Below are 14978 nucleotides of genomic sequence, written 5' to 3'. Positions count from 1 at the left end.
GACTTGCCGGTCCATTTTCTACAACGCACAGTGGTCCGCACGTTGCGACACAGGGGAGATCACGTCATGAGCGAACGACTGCGGAACAAGACGGCACTGGTCACCGGGTCGACCAGCAACATCGGGCAGGCGATCGCCGAAGCGTTCGCCGCCGAAGGAGCCCACGTCATCGTGTCCGGGCGCAATCGGGAACGGGGGGCACAGGTCGTCGAAGGGATCCGCGCATCCGGCGGCCGGGCCGATTTCCTGGCGGCGGACCTCGACGGCAGCGCGGAGGCCTCCCGCGACCTGGCCGACCGGTCCTGGGAGATCTTGGGCGGCCGGATCGACATCCTGGTGAACAACGCCGGCGTCTACCCGGCGCCCGGCACCACCGCCACCGACGAGAAGACGTTCGACCAGGTCTACGGAGTGAACGTGAAGGCCCCGTTCTTCCTCACTGCCGCCGTCGTCCCGGCCATGACCGAGTCCGGCGGCGGGGTGATCATCAACCTCGGCTCGTGGATCGCGCGCCTGGGCGTTCCTCTCGGCGCGCTCTACAGCTCCACCAAGGGAGCCATGGAGACGCTCACGCGGGCCTGGGCCGCGGAGTTCGGCCCGCTGGGCGTGCGGGTCAACGCCGTCTCCCCGGGCGTGATCCTGCCGCCGGCCCCGGAAGGCGGCGAGCCCCATCCGGGCGAGATCATGATGAAGGGCACCCCGGCCGGCGGCATCGGCACACCGGACGCCATCGCCCATGCCGCGGTCTGGCTGGCCAGCGACGAAGCGGCCTTCGTGCACGGAACCGTGGTGGACGTCGACGGCGGCAGGACGGGAGTGGCCGTCATCGCTGCGTAGGGGCACGTCCGGCACGCCCCGGGGCGCAGGGGCGCGCCCCGGGATCGAGTCGGTCAGCGCTGGGTGTAGATGAAGCCGATCTTGTCGACCTCGTCGCCGGAGCGGCCGTGGAATCCGGCGATCTGCCAGCCGGAGGGTGCGGTGCGGGTGACGCAGTCGGAGGTGGTGGTGCCGCCGGCCAGGGTGCGTCCCAGGTTCGTCGTGAACTTGGCGTAGAAGATCCGGGTGTGGGCGTTGTACTCGCCCTGGCAGAGCTGGGCGGTCGTCACGTACTCGCTGCTGCCCAGGGTAAGGGAGGAGGCGGTGCCGCCGGTGCCGCCGTGGGCGAGCGTCGTGCCGCCCGCCAGGGTGAGGCTCAGCTGGTCGACGCGGGAGCCGGAGCGCAGGGCGATGGTGGTGGCGCGGGCGCCGGCGGGCACGCTGTCGATGTCGTTGTAGTAGTCGCCGTGCGGGCCGCCGAACTGGTCGCTGAGCTGGAATGCGGCGTTGCGGGACCAGGTGAAGCCGACGGTGATCGGGTCGTGGTCGGAGAGCATCAGACCGTCGTCGGTGAGGAACTTGGCGTGCTCGTTGTTGTAGGACGTGGCGTTGAGCGAGACGAGCTTGCTGCTTCGGTAGAGGACCTTGTCGACGACCTCGCACGTGTTGGGCACGGTGGCCCCGGACTGGTCGCAGACCAGGGCGTCGCTGCCCTTGGCCGGCGCGCTGCCGCCGCGGATCAGCTGGACCCAGGCGTCGGTGAGCCCGTTGGCCGCGCCGAACTCGGCGATGGTGTCGGCGGTGCGGGTGTAGCGGGTGTTGGTGTCGCCCATGACCACGACGGCGTTGCCCGCGGAGTGGGTCTTGATGAAGTCGGTGAGCTGGTTGAGGTTGTCGGCGCGGGAGGCCTCGTCGCCGTCGTTGGTGCCGGCGTTGGTGTGCAGGTTGTAGAAGTCGACGTACACGCCCTCGGCCAGGCGCTCGCGCATGAAGGTGAAGCCCTTGGGGGTCAGGCAGTCGCCCGAGTCGACCTGGCAGGAGTTCCAGTGCACCCGCTCGAAGTCGTCCGCGTCGTAGGGGATCTTCGACAGGGTGTTGAGGCCGCTGCCGATGCCGGCGCCGCCGCTGGTGGGGGTGCGGTAGGCGTGCGCGGTGTCGGCGGCGTAGAGGTAGGCGTGGTAGTTGAAGTCCTCCTCGACATGGACGATGTCGTACGGGGCTATCCGTTGGCCGATCGCCGTGGTGCTGGTGTCGCGCGGTGTCGGGGCGCTGGAGAGGCTCTCGGGCAGGCCGGCCACGTTGTAGCTGAGCACGCTGAAGGTGCCCGAGTCGGCGGCCGCCGCGGACGGGGCGGTCGCCGTGAGCCCGCCGAGGGCGGCGGCCGCCGCCGCGAGGTAGGTGAGGAGTCTTCGCATGGGGGTGTGTCTCCTGGGGGAGTGAAAGCGGTTGCGGTGGGAGCAAGTTACCGCTGGTTACCCCAGGCGTGTCGAGGGGTTGGGCGCACTTGCGAAAAGCAGTCGCCGACCGTACGCGGATCGTTGGGGAGTCCGCCGTGGCGGATTCACCGCACGGATCCTGCCCCTCCCGGCCCATGAGCGATCGCGCATCGGTGTCAACGCGTGGTGCCGCTGCGCAGAACCTTGTCGACGGCGACCGTGACGACGACGAGGGTCCCGGTTGCGACGTCCTGGTAGAGGCTGTCGATGCCCGCCTGGGTGAGGCCCGAGCGGAGCACGGTGACGATGAGCGTTCCGATGAGCGTTCCGGCGACGCCTCCCCGGCCGCCGAAGAGGCTGGTCCCGCCGATGACGACGGCCGTGATGCTCTCCAGATTCGCCGTCTGGTAGGAGTTCGGGTCGGCGTTGGGGATGCGGCCGAGGGCCTGCCAGGCGGCGATGCCGTAGAGGAGACCGGCGGTGATGTAGACCGACAGGATCGTGCGCCGCACGTTGATGCCGGTCAGGCGGGCGGACTCCGGTGCGTTGCCGACGGCGTAGATGTGCCGGCCCCACGCCGTCTTGGCGAGCACGTACCAGAAGAACGCGTACAGACCCACGAGCAGGAACGTCCCCCAGGTGACGAGGACGCTGCCGAGATGGATGCCGTTGCCCCAGAAGACCAGCAGGTCGGCGGTCACCGGATAGCTGCGGGAATCGGAGTAGAGCCTGCCCACGGCGTAGGCGACGGTCAGCGCACCCAGAGTCACGATGAAAGGGGGCAGGCCCAGCTGGGCCACGAGCAGGCCGTTGACCAGCCCCAGGAAGGTCGCCACGGCCAGCCCGAGCAGCAGCGCCGCCGCGGGGCTGTGCCCCTCGAAGACGAGCTTGGCCATGACGAGTGTGCCGAGGACCGCGATGGCCCCGTTCGCCAGGTCGATGCCCGCGGTCAGGATGATCAGGGTCTGGCCCAGTGCCAGCGTGCCGATCACGATGGACTGCTGCAGTACCAGGGAGAGGTTCTCCGGCGTCAGGAACGTGTCCGTCGTGAGAGAGAAGACCAGAACGGCGATGGCCAGGGCCGTGAGGGGGCCGACGGTCGGTGTGCGCAGGGCGTACCGCAGGGCGTCTCGCAGCGCAATGCCGGGCTCGCTGTCGGCGGAGGGACTGGTGGTGACGGGAGATTTCATGATCCGCTACTGATCCCTTCGCCCGGTCGGCGCCACAAGGTCACCCCCAGCAGTGCTGAAGTCCCCAGCTCGTGTTCCGCGACGCAAGTCCCCGCACCGGCTTGTCCGTGATGAGTACCGTGCCGGTGTCCGTGAAGCCGGACGGCTTCTTCCCGTCCCTGGCCGAGTCGGTGACCGCGTCCACCCCGAGGCCGGCCATCCTGACCGGGAACTGCATGACGGTGGCCGCGTACTTGCCGGATCTGACGTCGCGCACACCGTCGCAGCCGCCGTCGATGGAGCCGACGGTCACCTTCCGGGTGAGACCGCGTGCCGCGAGGGCCGTGTAGGCGCCGTCGGCCACCGGTTCGTTGATCGTGTAGACCGAATTCACGTCGCTCGTGCGCTGCAGCAGGTTCTCCATCGCGGTCTGCGCCTGATTGCGGTCACCGTTGGTGATCGCCCGTCCGCGGATCGCCGGTGACGAGTCCTTGATCCCGAAGCCCCTGAGGAAGCCGTCGTGGCGCTGTTGGCTGACCGTGGAACCCGCCGTGCCGTCGAGCATGAACAGCTTGGGGGCCCGGTCGGCGAGCACGGCCCTGACATAGGCGCCCTGGAGGCGTCCGGCCTTGAAGTTGTCGGTCGCGTACGTGGCGTTCGCCGCGTCCTCCGGGTCCGTCGCGGTGTCCAGCGCGATCACCAGGATGCCCTGCCGGCGGGCCTCCGCGATGGCGCCCAGAATCCCGGTGGTGTTCGACGGTGTGATCAGGATTCCCTCCACATCGCGGGCGATGAGGCTCTCCACCGCGGCGACCTGGCCCTCGTTGTCGCCGTCGAACTTGCCGGACAGGGCGATGAGCTTGGCGTCCTTCTTCTTCGCCGCAGCCTCGGCGGCCTTGCGCAGGGTCACGAAGTACGGATTGGTCTCGGTCTTGGTCACCAGGCCGATCGTGACCTTCCGTTTTCCGTCGCCACCCGCGGAGTCCTGACTTTCAGCACAGGCGGCGGCGCCGAGCAGCACTGCTCCCGCCAGGAGAAGCGTCGCTCCTTGTCGGGAACGCCGTGGTCGGCTGTGCTTGCGGACGGTGTGGTGGTGTGCCATCGGTGACACCCTCCTCCGGCCGGGTCCTGCGTCGTGTATGCCTCTGCGATCTACGTCATTTGTCCAGATTGTTAATACATATCGCACTGTGCCGCTTCAGTCTCGTCTTCGTTGGCCTCATCTGATTTCCCGGGCGTGCCGACGTCGGGCGTGAGATGTCGCGTCGGTCGGAGGGCTTCTTGCGTCCTGCGTTGCGTCCGTCCCGACGGGGACGAAAGATGGCGAGCGGGGAGCCGTGCGGCGTCACCTCGGCCGCGCGGAGAAGGGAGGTTCGCGTGACTGGTCCGCCCCTCCTCGCCCTTCGCGGGATCTCCAAGCGTTTCGGTGCCGTCCAAGCCCTCAAGGACGTCGACCTGACGGTCCACGAGGGCGAGGTCGTCGCTCTTCTGGGTGACAACGGTGCAGGCAAGTCCACCCTCATCAGGGTCATCGCGGGTGTCGCCCCCGCCGACAAGGGCGTCATCGAGTGGGAGGGCCGGGTCGTCCAGATCAGGACCCCTCGGATCGCCCAGCGCCTGGGCATCGCGACCGTGTACCAGAACCTGGCTCTGTGCGACGACCTCGATGTCGCCGAGAACCTCTTCCTGGGGCGGGAGCGACGGTGCGCCGGTGTACGGGGCCGCCTGTTCCGGCTGATGGACGACGGCGGCATGCGCAGGGAGGCACGCGGGCAGCTCGACACACTGGGCATCCGCGTCCCCGATGTGCGTGCTCCGATCTCTTCGCTGTCCGCCGGCCAGCGCCAGACCGTCGCGATCTCCCGCGCGCTCCTCGGCCACCCGAAGGTCGTCCTCCTCGACGAGCCCACCGCGGCGCTCGGCGTCGCGCAGGCCGGCCACGTCCTGGACCTCGTCGACGAGCTCCGCGAGCAGGGCATCGGAGTGATCCTCATCAGCCACAACCTGGGAGACGTCAAGGCGGTCGCGGACGAGGCGGCGGTCCTGCGGCTCGGCTGCAACAACGGCTTCTTCCATGTGCCGACCACCCCACAGGACCGGATCTTCTCCGCCATCGTCGGCGCCACGAGCAATGCCTGATGCCCACCGCAGTGCCCGCGCCAAGGCGGCGTGCTCGAAGACGCTGCGGATCGCGTCCGGATCGGCACGGGGCTCCTCGGTGCAGGTAGGTCGTACCGCCGGCCTGGCCGTCCTGCCCCGCAGCCGTCGGCCCGAGTTCCTCGCCGGGTGCTCGATCAGAACTGCCGGGTGCGGACCCCGCTTGGTTCGGCGTCGAACGGTGTGCGAGTGGAGGCCCCGCCGACCGTCAGGTCAGCGGGCCCCCTCACCGCTTGGTGAGCGTCACGTGGTGCGTCGCATCCGGTTGACGTCGGAGGCGCCGGACACGGCCCGACCCAGCGCCAGCACGCTCAGGCCGAACATCAGGACTCCCAAGGGGACATGGAGCGCAGGTATGTGCGCGATGCCGAGGGCCACCTGCACCGAGGCGAGTGCGAGGAAGCCCGACGCGTACAGGATGGGGCGCGGTGAACCGCCGCCGGGTCGCCAGGCCAGGATCGCGGCGAGCACGTACAGCATCGACGCGCCGTACATCACGCGCGCTCCGACGCTGTGCAGCACCTCGCTGTGGGACGAGGACAGCAGTAGTCCGGCGGTGACCGCTTGAAAGAGGAGCGCCAAGGTCTGCAAGGCGATCGCCACGTGCAGGAACGTGAATCTGCCCGGTGCTGCCGTCGTCTGTTCGGCCATGACGTGGCCCCCACTTCTGCCTTGCGGCGCCTGGATCGGTAGTGTCCTGACGGTTCGACGACACAGGCCCGCGAAACGTCAGGCGGGGTGCCCGGGCCCATGGTCCGGTGCGGTGTTTCGCCGAAGGGGCGAGAGCGGAAGCGGACGAGAAGAACCAGGGAGCGGTCGCGATCATGAGCACCTCGTCCGAGTCGGTGCACGACCGTTCCGAGCCGGACCCGAGCGCGATCGTCGGGGAGCGGCGCCGGCTGATCAATCTCGCCTACCGGCTGCTCGGTTCGCTGACCGAGGCCGAGGACGCCGTGCAGGAGACCTACACCCGCTGGTACGCGATGTCGTGTCACCAGCAGGAGGACATCGCTTCGCCCGGCGCCTGGCTGACGACCGTGACCGGCCGCATCTGCCTGGACCAGCTCGGCTCGGCGCGGGCCCGGCGCGAGCGCTACGTCGGCACCTGGATACCCGAGCCACTGCCCGACCGTACGGAGTGGATCAGCAGTCGGGCCGTCGGCAGGACCGAGCCGGCCGACCCCGCCGACTGGGTCACCCTCGACGAGTCGGTGAACATGGCCTTCCTCGTCGTACTGGAGTCGATGACGCCGGCCGAACGCGTGGCGTTCATCCTGCACGACGTCTTCCGCTACCCCTTCGCCGAGGTCGCCGAGGTCCTCGGCCGGACACCTGCCGCGTGCCGGCAGCTGGCGTCCTCGGGCCGCCGGCGTATCCGCGCCGCGCGGACTCCGGCGGTTCCGGCAGCCGGACAGGCCGGTCTGGTACGGCACTTCAAGGAGGCCTGGGAGGCCAGGGACATCGAGGCCCTCGTCGGTCTCCTCGACCCCGACGCCACGATGAGCGCCGACGGCGGCGGCCTGGTCGGCACCGTCCTGCGCCCGGTCGAGGGCGCCAAGAGCATCGCTCAGTACCTGATCCACATCGCGGGCGTGTCCCGCGGGCTGTCGCTCCTGGAGCGGACGGTCAACGGCCGGCCCGGCCTGGTCGCCCAGCACGCCGGCATCCCCGTGACCGTGGCCGCGTTCGACATCACCGGCGGCCGCATCAGCCGCATCTGGGCGGTCCGCAACCCGGAGAAACTCCGTGCGTGGACCGCGAGCGGCCAGACCTGAGATCAACAGTTCCAGACCGTACTCGCGTGCGCCCGGATCCGGTCCTGCCGGGCTGCTCCCGTCTTCTGCTCCAAGTCCGCCTCGGGCCGTCCCGGGCCGCTGACCTGTTGTGACTTCTCCCACCTGCTCTTGCCGCGGCGACCAGCGCTTACCTACGTTCGACCGCATGTCCCCCCATGGCCGTGCCCTTCCTGGCGAACCGGACGACTCCTCGGCAGCGAGCAGGCCTGCAGCGGACCGTCCCGGCGCCCATTCGACGGTGGACTTCGACGTCGACCTGAGCTCCCACGAGATGCTCCGGCGCGCTCATGTCCTGGACGCCGTCGGCCCCGACTGGGACCCCGTCGCCGCGCTGCGCGGCGAGGAAGCGGCGTACGAGCTGCTGTACTCCGGCCTCAGCGCGGAGCAGCAGCGGGTGTACGACGAGCTCGTCTCGGCCGGTGTGCTGCCGCGGAGAGGGGGCGGCGATGCTGCCGCTTGACCCGCAGGCCGACATCGGGCGTCGCGCCTGGGTGGCCTGCCCGAACTGCGACGACCGTCGCGGGTGCGCCACCTGCGAGCAGGAGCGCACCTGCTCCGAGCATTGGCGCTACCTGCTCTCCAACGTCGGCAGCCTGCTCCACCTGCAATGCCGCTCGTGCACCCATATCTGGACGCACGAGACCCACTTCGGTGCCACCCGTTCCCGGTGGGAGCGCATCACCAGCGGCCTGCGACGACGGTGATCATTCACAACGGCTGATCCGGTGAGCCGGGTCGTCGGTGCCGCTGCGGGCCGTGGCCGGTGCGGCCGGACGGCGGAGCGGCGCCCGCTTTTCGGATGACCTCACCGTCATGTCGTCGGAGAACGGCGGGCCGCCCTGGCCGACGATCGCGGTCGGCGGCCATTTCTGCCTGCCGTTCGTCCGCCCGGAGGCAGCCGTGCACATCCTGCTCCTAGCCAGCGCGTTCAACAGTCTCACCCAGCGCGTTCACGCCGAACTGCGCGACCGCGGCCACACCGTTGCGGTGGAACTCGCCCTGCCCGGCAGCCCGTTGGCGCAGGCCGTGCGGCGCCATGCACCGCAGCTCGTCGTGGCGCCGATGCTGAAGACGGCGATTCCCGAGGAGGTGTGGGCGGCGCACACCTGCCTCGTCGTCCACCCGGGGCCGGTGGGCGACCGTGGACCGTCCTCCCTGGACTGGGCGATTCACGAGGGTGTCGACCAGTGGGGCGTCACCGTCCTGCAGGCCGACGGGGAGATGGACGCCGGTGACGTGTGGGCCTGTGTCCCGTGCCGGGTTCCTCCGGTGTCCAAGAGCGAGCTGTACCGGGGCGAGATTGCCGACGCCGCGCTCGAGGCCGTCGTGCTCGCGGTGGAGCGCTTCGCCGGGGGCACCTACGTACCGCGCAGGCAGGACGCGGCAGGCACGGCCGACCCCCGTTTCCGGCCGCGCCCGTACCTCGACCAGAGCGTCCGGCGGATCGACTGGGCCGAGGACTCCACACAGGACGTCGTGCGCAAGCTGAGAGCGGCGGACTCGCAGCCCGGCGTGCTGGACGTCCTGCTCGGCGGTGAGTGGTACCTGCACGGCGGCCATCCCGAGAGCGTGTTGCGCGGCCGCCCGGGCAAGCTGCTCGCCACCCGGGCCGGGGCGGTGTGCCGGGCCACCAGGGACGGTGCCGTGTGGATCCCCGAACTGCGGCCCCGGCGCCGGCCCGGCGGACCGCCCACGTTCAAACTGCCTGCCGTGCTCGCGCTGGGTGACCGGCTGCCGCCGCTGCCCGAGAACGCCCCGCCCCTGTTGCCCGAGGTGCGGCATCGCACCTGGACGGACATCTGCTACCGGGAGGAGGGGAACGTGGGCTTCCTGTCGTTCTCCTTCCCCGGCGGCGCCATGAGCACGAAGCAGTGCCGCCGTCTGCTGGACGCCTACCGGGAAGCGTGCGCGCGGCCCACATCGGTGCTGGTGCTGGGCGGTGAACGGGACTTCTTCTCCAACGGGATCCACCTCAACGTCATCGAGGCCGCCGACGACCCCGCCGCCGAGTCCTGGGCGAACATCAACGCCATCGACGATCTGGTCGAGGCGGTGCTGACGACGACGGACCGGCTGGTGGTCGCGGCGGTGGCGGGCAACGCCGCGGCGGGCGGGGTGATGCTCGCCCTGGCGGCCGACGAGGTGTGGTGCCGCTCGGGCGCCGTGCTGAACCCCCATTACCGTCTGATGGGCCTGTACGGCTCGGAGTACTGGACGCACACCCTGCGGCGCAGGGTGGGTGACGCGACGGCCGAACGGCTCATGCGTGAGGCACTGCCGGTGAGCTCGGCGGGCGCCCTGCGCCTCGGGCTCGTCGACCGGGTGGTCGAGTGCCGTCCTGACGAGTTCGCGCGGGAGGTCGGCGGACTGGCTGCGCGGCTGGCGTCGCTTCCGGCGACGGCGTCACGGATCACCGCGAAGAAGACGGAGCTGGACCGGCTGGAGAGTACGACCCCGCTGGCCGGCTTCCGCGAGCAGGAGCTGGCCCGGATGCGCCGGACCTTCGACGACCCGGACGCGCCGTATCACGCGCTGCGCCGTTCCTTCGTCCACAAGGAGCGGCCGGCGTGCACCCCGCCGCACCTCGGTCCGGCGGCGGTTGCGCAAACCGGTCCGATCCCCATGGCCACGGATGTCACTGGAACGGCCCCCGATGGCGTCTCGTCACGGCCGAACGGCTGATACGAAGAAGACGATGGTCGAAATGCAGGCCTTCATCCCTTACCTCCCCGGGAGGCGGTCCCCATGACTGAGGCGACGCCGGACACGGTCGGCGCTGCGGACGCAGACGGCGCGCCCGCCGACGAGACACCCACGATCCACATTCTCTGGATCAACGCGGGGCTGAGCTGCGACGGCGACTCGGTCGCGTTGACGGCGGCCATGCAGCCCAGCATCGAGGAGATCGTGCTCGGTGTGCTGCCGGGTCTTCCGAAGATCGCCGTGCACTGGCCGCTCATCGACTTCGAGTGCGGTCCGGTGGGCGGCGCGGACACGTTCATCGAGTGGTTCTTCAAGGGGGAGCGGGGCGAGATCGACCCGTTCGTCCTGGTCGTCGAGGGCTCCGTCCCCAACGAGGCGATCAAGCCCGAGGGCTACTGGTGCGGCTTCGGCGACAACCCGGAGACCGGCCAGCCGATCACCACCAGCGAGTGGATCGACCGGCTCGCCCCGAAGGCACTTGCGGTCGTCGCCATCGGCACCTGCGCCACCTACGGCGGCATCCACGCCATGGCGGGCAACCCGACCGGCGCGATGGGCGTGCCGGACTACCTCGGCTGGGACTGGAAGTCCCACGCGGGCATCCCCATCGTGTGCGTCCCCGGCTGTCCGATCCAGCCCGACAACTTCTCCGAGACGCTCACCTATCTGCTCTACCAGGCGACCGGCGCCGCCCCGATGATCCCGCTGGACGACAAGCTGCGCCCGACCTGGCTGTTCGGGGCCACCGTGCACGAGGGCTGCGACCGGGCCGGCTACTACGAGCAGGGCGAGTTCGCGGAGACGTACGACTCGCCGAAGTGCCTGGTCAAGATCGGCTGCTGGGGCCCGGTGGTGAAGTGCAACGTGCCCAAGCGCGGCTGGATGAACGGCATCGGCGGCTGCCCCAACGTCGGCGGCATCTGCATCGCCTGCACCATGCCCGGCTTCCCCGACAAGTTCATGCCGTTCATGGACGAACCCCCCGGCGCCAAGGTGTCCAGCACGGGCAGCACCGTCTACGGCGCCGTGGTCCGCAGGCTGAGGGACATCACGGCCAGGACGGTGGACAAGGAGCCCAAGTGGCGCCGTACCGGAGAAAAGATCACCACCGGATACCGGCCCCCGTGGTGAACATCCGCCGCACGTAATCCGCACCCCGCTTCGCGCATTCCCCCCACATGATCCGACCGCGCAACGAAGGGCACGACACTCAGATGGCACCGACGACGAAGGCGGCCGGCGACGGCAGTGGCCTGGTGGAGATGGCCTGGGACCCGATCACCCGGATCGTGGGCAGTCTGGGCATCCACACCAAGATCGACTTCAAGCAGAAGCGGGTCGCGGAGTGCTACAGCACCTCGTCGGTCTTCCGCGGCTACAGCGTCTTCATGCGTGGCAAGGACCCCCGCGACGCCCACTTCATCACCAGCCGCATCTGCGGCATCTGCGGTGACAACCACGCCACCTGCTCGGTGTACGCGCAGAACATGGCGTACGGCGTGAAGCCCCCGCACCTCGGTGAGTGGATCATCAACCTCGGTGAGTCCGCGGAGTACATGTTCGACCACAACATCTTCCAGGAGAACCTGGTCGGGGTCGACTACTGCGAGAAGATGGTCAAGGAGACCAACCCCGGCGTCCTCGAACTCGCCGAACGCACCGAGGCCCCGCACGCCGCGGAGCACGGTTACCGCACCATCGCCGACATCATGCGCTCGCTCAACCCGCTGGAGGGCGAGTTCTACCGCGAGGCCCTCCAGGTCAGCCGGTACACGCGGGAGATGTTCTGCCTGATGGAGGGCCGCCATGTGCACCCCTCCACGCTCTACCCGGGCGGCGTCGGCACGGTCGCCTCCGTGCAGCTCTTCACGGACTACCTCAGCCGCCTGATGCGCTACGTGGAGTTCATGAAGCGCGTCGTGCCCCTGCACGACGACCTGTTCGACTTCTTCTACGAGGCGCTGCCCGGGTACGAGGAAGTGGGCCGCCGGCGTGTCCTGCTCGGCTGCTGGGGAGCGCTCAACGACCCCGAGTACTGCGACTTCACCTACGCCAACATGACCGACTGGGGCCGACGCATGTTCGTCACCCCCGGCATCATCGTCGACGGCAAGCTCGTCACCAACGACCTCACCGAGATCAACCTCGGCATCCGCATCCTGCTCGGCAGCTCCTACTACGAGGACTGGCAGGGCCAGGAACAGTTCGTCACCCACGACCCCCTCGGCAACCCGGTGGACCCGCGCCACCCGTGGAACCAGCACACCATCCCCGCCCCGCAGAAGCGGGACTTCGACGACAAGTACAGCTGGGTCATGTCGCCGCGCTGGTTCGACGGCAAGGACCACCTCGCCCTGGACACCGGCGGCGGTCCCATCGCCCGCCTGTGGTCCACCGCCCTGTCCGGGCTCGTCGACATCGGCTACGTCAAGGCCACCGGCCACAGCGTGGTCATCAACCTGCCCCGCACCATGACCAAGCCGGAGACCACCTTCGAGTGGAAGATCCCGCAGTGGTCCAACGCGCTGGAGCGCAACCGCGCCCGCACCTACTTCCAGGCGTACTCCGCCGCCGTGGCGCTGCACTGCGCGGAGAAGGGCCTGGAGGAGGTCCGCGCCGGACGCACCCAGACCTGGGAGAAGTTCGAGGTCCCGGAGGAGAGCATCGGCGTCGGCTTCACCGAGGCGGTCCGAGGCGTCCTCTCCCACCACATGGTGATCCGCGACGGCAAGATCGCCAACTACCACCCGTACCCGCCCACCCCGTGGAACGCCAGCGTCCGCGACTCCTACGGCACCCCGGGCCCCTACGAGGACGCCGTGCAGAACACGCCCATCTTCGAGGAGAACCCCCCGGAGAACTTCAAGGGCATCGACATCATGCGCGCCGTCCGCAGCTTCGACCCCTGTCTGCCCTGCGGCGTCCACATGTACGTCGGCGGCGGCAAGACGGTGAAGTCGATGCACGTGCCCACCGGCCTGAGCGGACTGGGCGGATGAGCGCGGCAGTCTCGGCGGAGCAGACCGGGCGCCGGGTCGAGGAAGTCCTCGACCGGTTGGCCGCGAGCGGCGAACCGGCCGCCGCCGCGGCCGCCGAGGAACTCGTCCGCTCCCTCATGGACTTCTACGGCTCCGGCCTCGCCCGCATCCTCCACCTCCTGTCCGCCGCACCCGGCGAACCGGCGGCAGATCTCCTGGGCGACGAACTGGTCGCGAGCCTGCTCGTCCTGCACGACCTGCACCCCGAGGACCGCGACACCCGTATCGCCCGGGCCCTGGACGGTGTCCGTGACCAGGACCTGGAGGTCGCCGGCTTCGACGAGGACAGCGGCACCCTGACTCTGCGGACCGCCGGGGGCGGCGGCTGCGGCTGCGGGTCCGGCGGTCAGGAAGCCGTGGAAGCGGCGCTGGCCTGCTTCGCGCCGGAGGTAAGGACGGTCGAACTGCAGCAGGCGCCGGCCCTGCTGCAGATCGGGACGAAGACCCGGTGACCGCGCCCGCCGCCGGTCTGCGCCGGTTCCTCACCGAGCGTCCGCCCCGGCCCGAGCGGTGCGAACTGTGCGCGGTGGCCGTGCCCGAGGCCGACCACCGCCACCTGGTCGACACCGAGAAACGCGCCCTCGTGTGCGCCTGCACCCCCTGCGCGCTGCTGATGCAGCAGCCGGGCGCCGCCGCGGGCCGCTTCCGCGCGGTCCCGGCCCGCTACCTCACCGACCCCGGCCACCGCCTCGACGAGCGGGCGTGGGAGGCGCTGCAGATCCCGGTCGGCGTCGCCTTCTTCTTCCGCAACGCCGCCCTCGACCGGCTGGTCGCCCTCTACCCCAGCCCGGCGGGCGCCACCGAGAGCGAACTCGACCCGGCCACCTGGACCGAGGTCCTCGGCGGCAGCCCCCTGGCCGAACTCCTCGAACCGGACGTGGAGGCACTGCTCCTGCGCCGCACCGACGGCGCCTTCGAGTGCCACCTCGTACCGATCGACATCTGCTACGAACTCGTCGGCCGCATGCGCCTGTTGTGGCAGGGCTTCGACGGCGGGGCCGAGGCCCGCGCCGCACTCGACGCGTTCTTCGCGGACGTCCGGCGCCGCGCCCGGCCGGTGGACGGGGCGGGGCGCCCGTGACCGAGTTCTCCTTCACCTGCACCGGCGTCCGCGCCGACCGCTACGCCGCCGGACCGACCCTCGTCTTCCGGCTGCGGGTCACCGCCTCCGGCGACACGCCCGTGCACGCCCTCGCGCTGCGCTGCCAGATCCGCATCGAACCCGCCCGCCGCACCTACGGGTCCGCCGAGGCCCACGGGTTGAGCGACCTCTTCGGTGAGCGCTCCCGCTGGGGCAGCACCCTGCACCCGGTGCAGTTCGCCCAAGTGCCGTTCATGGTCCCGGCGTTCACCGGCGAGACCGAGGCCGACCTCGTCGTGCCCTGCACCTACGACATGGACATCGCCGCCACCCGCTACCTCGACGCCCTCACCGACGGCGAGGTCCCGCTGCTGATGCTGTTCTCCGGTACGGCCTTCACCGGCACCGGCGGCTTCCAGGTGGAGCCCGTCCCCTGGGACCGGGAGGCGGCCTTCCGCATGCCGGTCACCACCTGGCGGGCGATGGTCGAGCAGCACTTCCCGGGCTGCGGCTGGATCCGGCTGCCCCACGACACCATGGACGCCCTCCTCGCCTACCGCTCCCGGCACGCCCTGCCCTCCTGGGAGGCGACGGTCCAGGCGCTGCTGGACCTGGACAGGGCCGAGTTGCCCGCGCACGACCCGCTTAGAGGTCCTAACAGAAGTTGTTGATCATGTGACTGTTGGTTTGCCCGCTCGTTGGTCTGGTCGTGGGAAAGCGACAGTCACGGCCTTGGATCGTGTCGGATGAACTGTGGGCGTTGATCGAGCCGTTGCTGCCCC

General features: G+C 69.9%; 15 protein-coding genes. 11 read left to right on the top strand and 4 right to left on the bottom strand.

The window, feature by feature from the left end; translation table 11 throughout:
- The first annotated feature begins 66 nt into the window (after positions 1 to 66).
- On the top strand, positions 67 to 837 hold the full coding sequence (locus tag ACFY1L_RS37635) for an SDR family NAD(P)-dependent oxidoreductase (RefSeq protein WP_388834822.1): 771 nt from the start codon (positions 67 to 69) through the stop codon (positions 835 to 837).
- 53 nt (positions 838 to 890) lie between these two features.
- Here ACFY1L_RS37635 and ACFY1L_RS37630 read toward each other — a convergent pair whose 3' ends face one another.
- The 3 genes from ACFY1L_RS37630 to ACFY1L_RS37620 all read right to left on the bottom strand — a co-directional run bounded on the left by ACFY1L_RS37630 (position 891) and on the right by ACFY1L_RS37620 (position 4361).
- Positions 891 to 2231, bottom strand: a complete 1341-nt coding sequence (locus ACFY1L_RS37630) for a jacalin-like lectin (RefSeq protein ID WP_388834815.1) — start codon at positions 2229 to 2231, stop codon at positions 891 to 893.
- Between the two features lie 197 nt (positions 2232 to 2428).
- Positions 2429 to 3442 carry an ABC transporter permease gene (locus ACFY1L_RS37625; protein ID WP_388834812.1) on the bottom strand — a complete coding sequence of 338 codons (1014 nt, stop codon included), beginning with the start codon at positions 3440 to 3442 and terminating at the stop codon, positions 2429 to 2431.
- Between the two features lie 40 nt (positions 3443 to 3482).
- Entirely contained in the window at positions 3483 to 4361 is an 879-nt protein-coding gene (locus tag ACFY1L_RS37620) for a substrate-binding domain-containing protein (protein ID WP_388834809.1), read from the bottom strand.
- Between the two features lie 437 nt (positions 4362 to 4798).
- Between ACFY1L_RS37620 and ACFY1L_RS37615 the strand changes: the two genes are divergently transcribed.
- Positions 4799 to 5560, top strand: coding sequence for an ATP-binding cassette domain-containing protein (locus ACFY1L_RS37615; RefSeq protein WP_388834806.1), 762 nt, complete (start codon positions 4799 to 4801; stop codon positions 5558 to 5560).
- Positions 5561 to 5821: 261 nt separating this feature from the next.
- Here ACFY1L_RS37615 and ACFY1L_RS37610 read toward each other — a convergent pair whose 3' ends face one another.
- Positions 5822 to 6229 (bottom strand): hypothetical protein, encoded by a 408-nt coding sequence (locus ACFY1L_RS37610; RefSeq protein WP_388834803.1) that lies wholly within the window; start codon positions 6227 to 6229, stop codon positions 5822 to 5824.
- Positions 6230 to 6402: 173 nt separating this feature from the next.
- On the opposite strand from ACFY1L_RS37610, the gene sigJ reads away from it, so the two are divergent.
- The 9 genes from sigJ (at position 6403) to ACFY1L_RS37565 (ending at position 14867) form a co-directional block, all read left to right on the top strand.
- The gene (sigJ, locus tag ACFY1L_RS37605) at positions 6403 to 7353 is read left to right on the top strand and encodes an RNA polymerase sigma factor SigJ (RefSeq protein ID WP_388834800.1); all 951 of its coding nucleotides are present in this window, start codon (positions 6403 to 6405) and stop codon (positions 7351 to 7353) included.
- A gap of 166 nt (positions 7354 to 7519) precedes the next feature.
- A complete protein-coding gene (locus ACFY1L_RS37600) occupies positions 7520 to 7834 on the top strand; it encodes a DUF6400 family protein (RefSeq protein ID WP_388834797.1) in 315 nt (104 codons plus the stop codon).
- Positions 7821 to 8078, top strand: coding sequence for a hypothetical protein (locus tag ACFY1L_RS37595; RefSeq protein WP_388834793.1), 258 nt, complete (start codon positions 7821 to 7823; stop codon positions 8076 to 8078). Before ACFY1L_RS37600 ends, ACFY1L_RS37595 begins: the two co-directional genes overlap by 14 nt.
- 196 nt (positions 8079 to 8274) lie before the next feature.
- On the top strand, positions 8275 to 10056 hold the full coding sequence (locus tag ACFY1L_RS37590; RefSeq protein WP_388835582.1) for a hydrogenase maturation protein: 1782 nt from the start codon (positions 8275 to 8277) through the stop codon (positions 10054 to 10056).
- Between the two features lie 63 nt (positions 10057 to 10119).
- A complete protein-coding gene (locus ACFY1L_RS37585; protein ID WP_388834790.1) occupies positions 10120 to 11208 on the top strand; it encodes a hydrogenase expression protein HypE in 1089 nt (362 codons plus the stop codon).
- 83 nt (positions 11209 to 11291) lie between these two features.
- Positions 11292 to 13076, top strand: a complete 1785-nt coding sequence (locus ACFY1L_RS37580; RefSeq protein WP_388834787.1) for a nickel-dependent hydrogenase large subunit — start codon at positions 11292 to 11294, stop codon at positions 13074 to 13076.
- Positions 13073 to 13567: a hypothetical protein gene (locus ACFY1L_RS37575; protein WP_388834784.1), complete on the top strand. Its 495-nt coding sequence runs from the start codon at positions 13073 to 13075 to the stop codon at positions 13565 to 13567. The genes ACFY1L_RS37580 and ACFY1L_RS37575 overlap by 4 nt, the downstream gene beginning before the upstream one ends.
- Positions 13564 to 14196 (top strand): DUF5947 family protein, encoded by a 633-nt coding sequence (locus ACFY1L_RS37570; RefSeq protein ID WP_388834781.1) that lies wholly within the window; start codon positions 13564 to 13566, stop codon positions 14194 to 14196. The genes ACFY1L_RS37575 and ACFY1L_RS37570 overlap by 4 nt, the downstream gene beginning before the upstream one ends.
- Positions 14193 to 14867, top strand: a complete 675-nt coding sequence (locus ACFY1L_RS37565; protein ID WP_388834778.1) for a DUF6084 family protein — start codon at positions 14193 to 14195, stop codon at positions 14865 to 14867. Before ACFY1L_RS37570 ends, ACFY1L_RS37565 begins: the two co-directional genes overlap by 4 nt.
- Positions 14868 to 14978: the final 111 nt, after the last annotated feature.

The sequence above is a fragment of the Streptomyces sp. NPDC001663 genome (assembly GCF_042893105.1).
In the GTDB taxonomy this organism is placed as follows: domain Bacteria; phylum Actinomycetota; class Actinomycetes; order Streptomycetales; family Streptomycetaceae; genus Streptomyces.
This window is presented reverse-complemented; position numbering and strand designations above follow the sequence as displayed.

Excerpts from the sequence above, each read along its gene's own strand:
- ACFY1L_RS37635 (WP_388834822.1), top strand. The coding sequence starts at position 67 with ATGAGCGAACGACTGCGGAACAAGACGGCACTGGTCACCGGGTCGACC.
- ACFY1L_RS37630 (WP_388834815.1), bottom strand. The coding sequence starts at position 2,231 with ATGCGAAGACTCCTCACCTACCTCGCGGCGGCGGCCGCCGCCCTCGGC.
- ACFY1L_RS37625 (WP_388834812.1), bottom strand. The coding sequence starts at position 3,442 with ATGAAATCTCCCGTCACCACCAGTCCCTCCGCCGACAGCGAGCCCGGC.
- ACFY1L_RS37610 (WP_388834803.1), bottom strand. The coding sequence starts at position 6,229 with ATGGCCGAACAGACGACGGCAGCACCGGGCAGATTCACGTTCCTGCAC.
- sigJ (WP_388834800.1), top strand. The coding sequence starts at position 6,403 with ATGAGCACCTCGTCCGAGTCGGTGCACGACCGTTCCGAGCCGGACCCG.
- ACFY1L_RS37600 (WP_388834797.1), top strand. The coding sequence starts at position 7,520 with ATGTCCCCCCATGGCCGTGCCCTTCCTGGCGAACCGGACGACTCCTCG.
- ACFY1L_RS37595 (WP_388834793.1), top strand. The coding sequence starts at position 7,821 with ATGCTGCCGCTTGACCCGCAGGCCGACATCGGGCGTCGCGCCTGGGTG.
- ACFY1L_RS37585 (WP_388834790.1), top strand. The coding sequence starts at position 10,120 with ATGACTGAGGCGACGCCGGACACGGTCGGCGCTGCGGACGCAGACGGC.
- ACFY1L_RS37580 (WP_388834787.1), top strand. The coding sequence starts at position 11,292 with ATGGCACCGACGACGAAGGCGGCCGGCGACGGCAGTGGCCTGGTGGAG.
- ACFY1L_RS37575 (WP_388834784.1), top strand. The coding sequence starts at position 13,073 with ATGAGCGCGGCAGTCTCGGCGGAGCAGACCGGGCGCCGGGTCGAGGAA.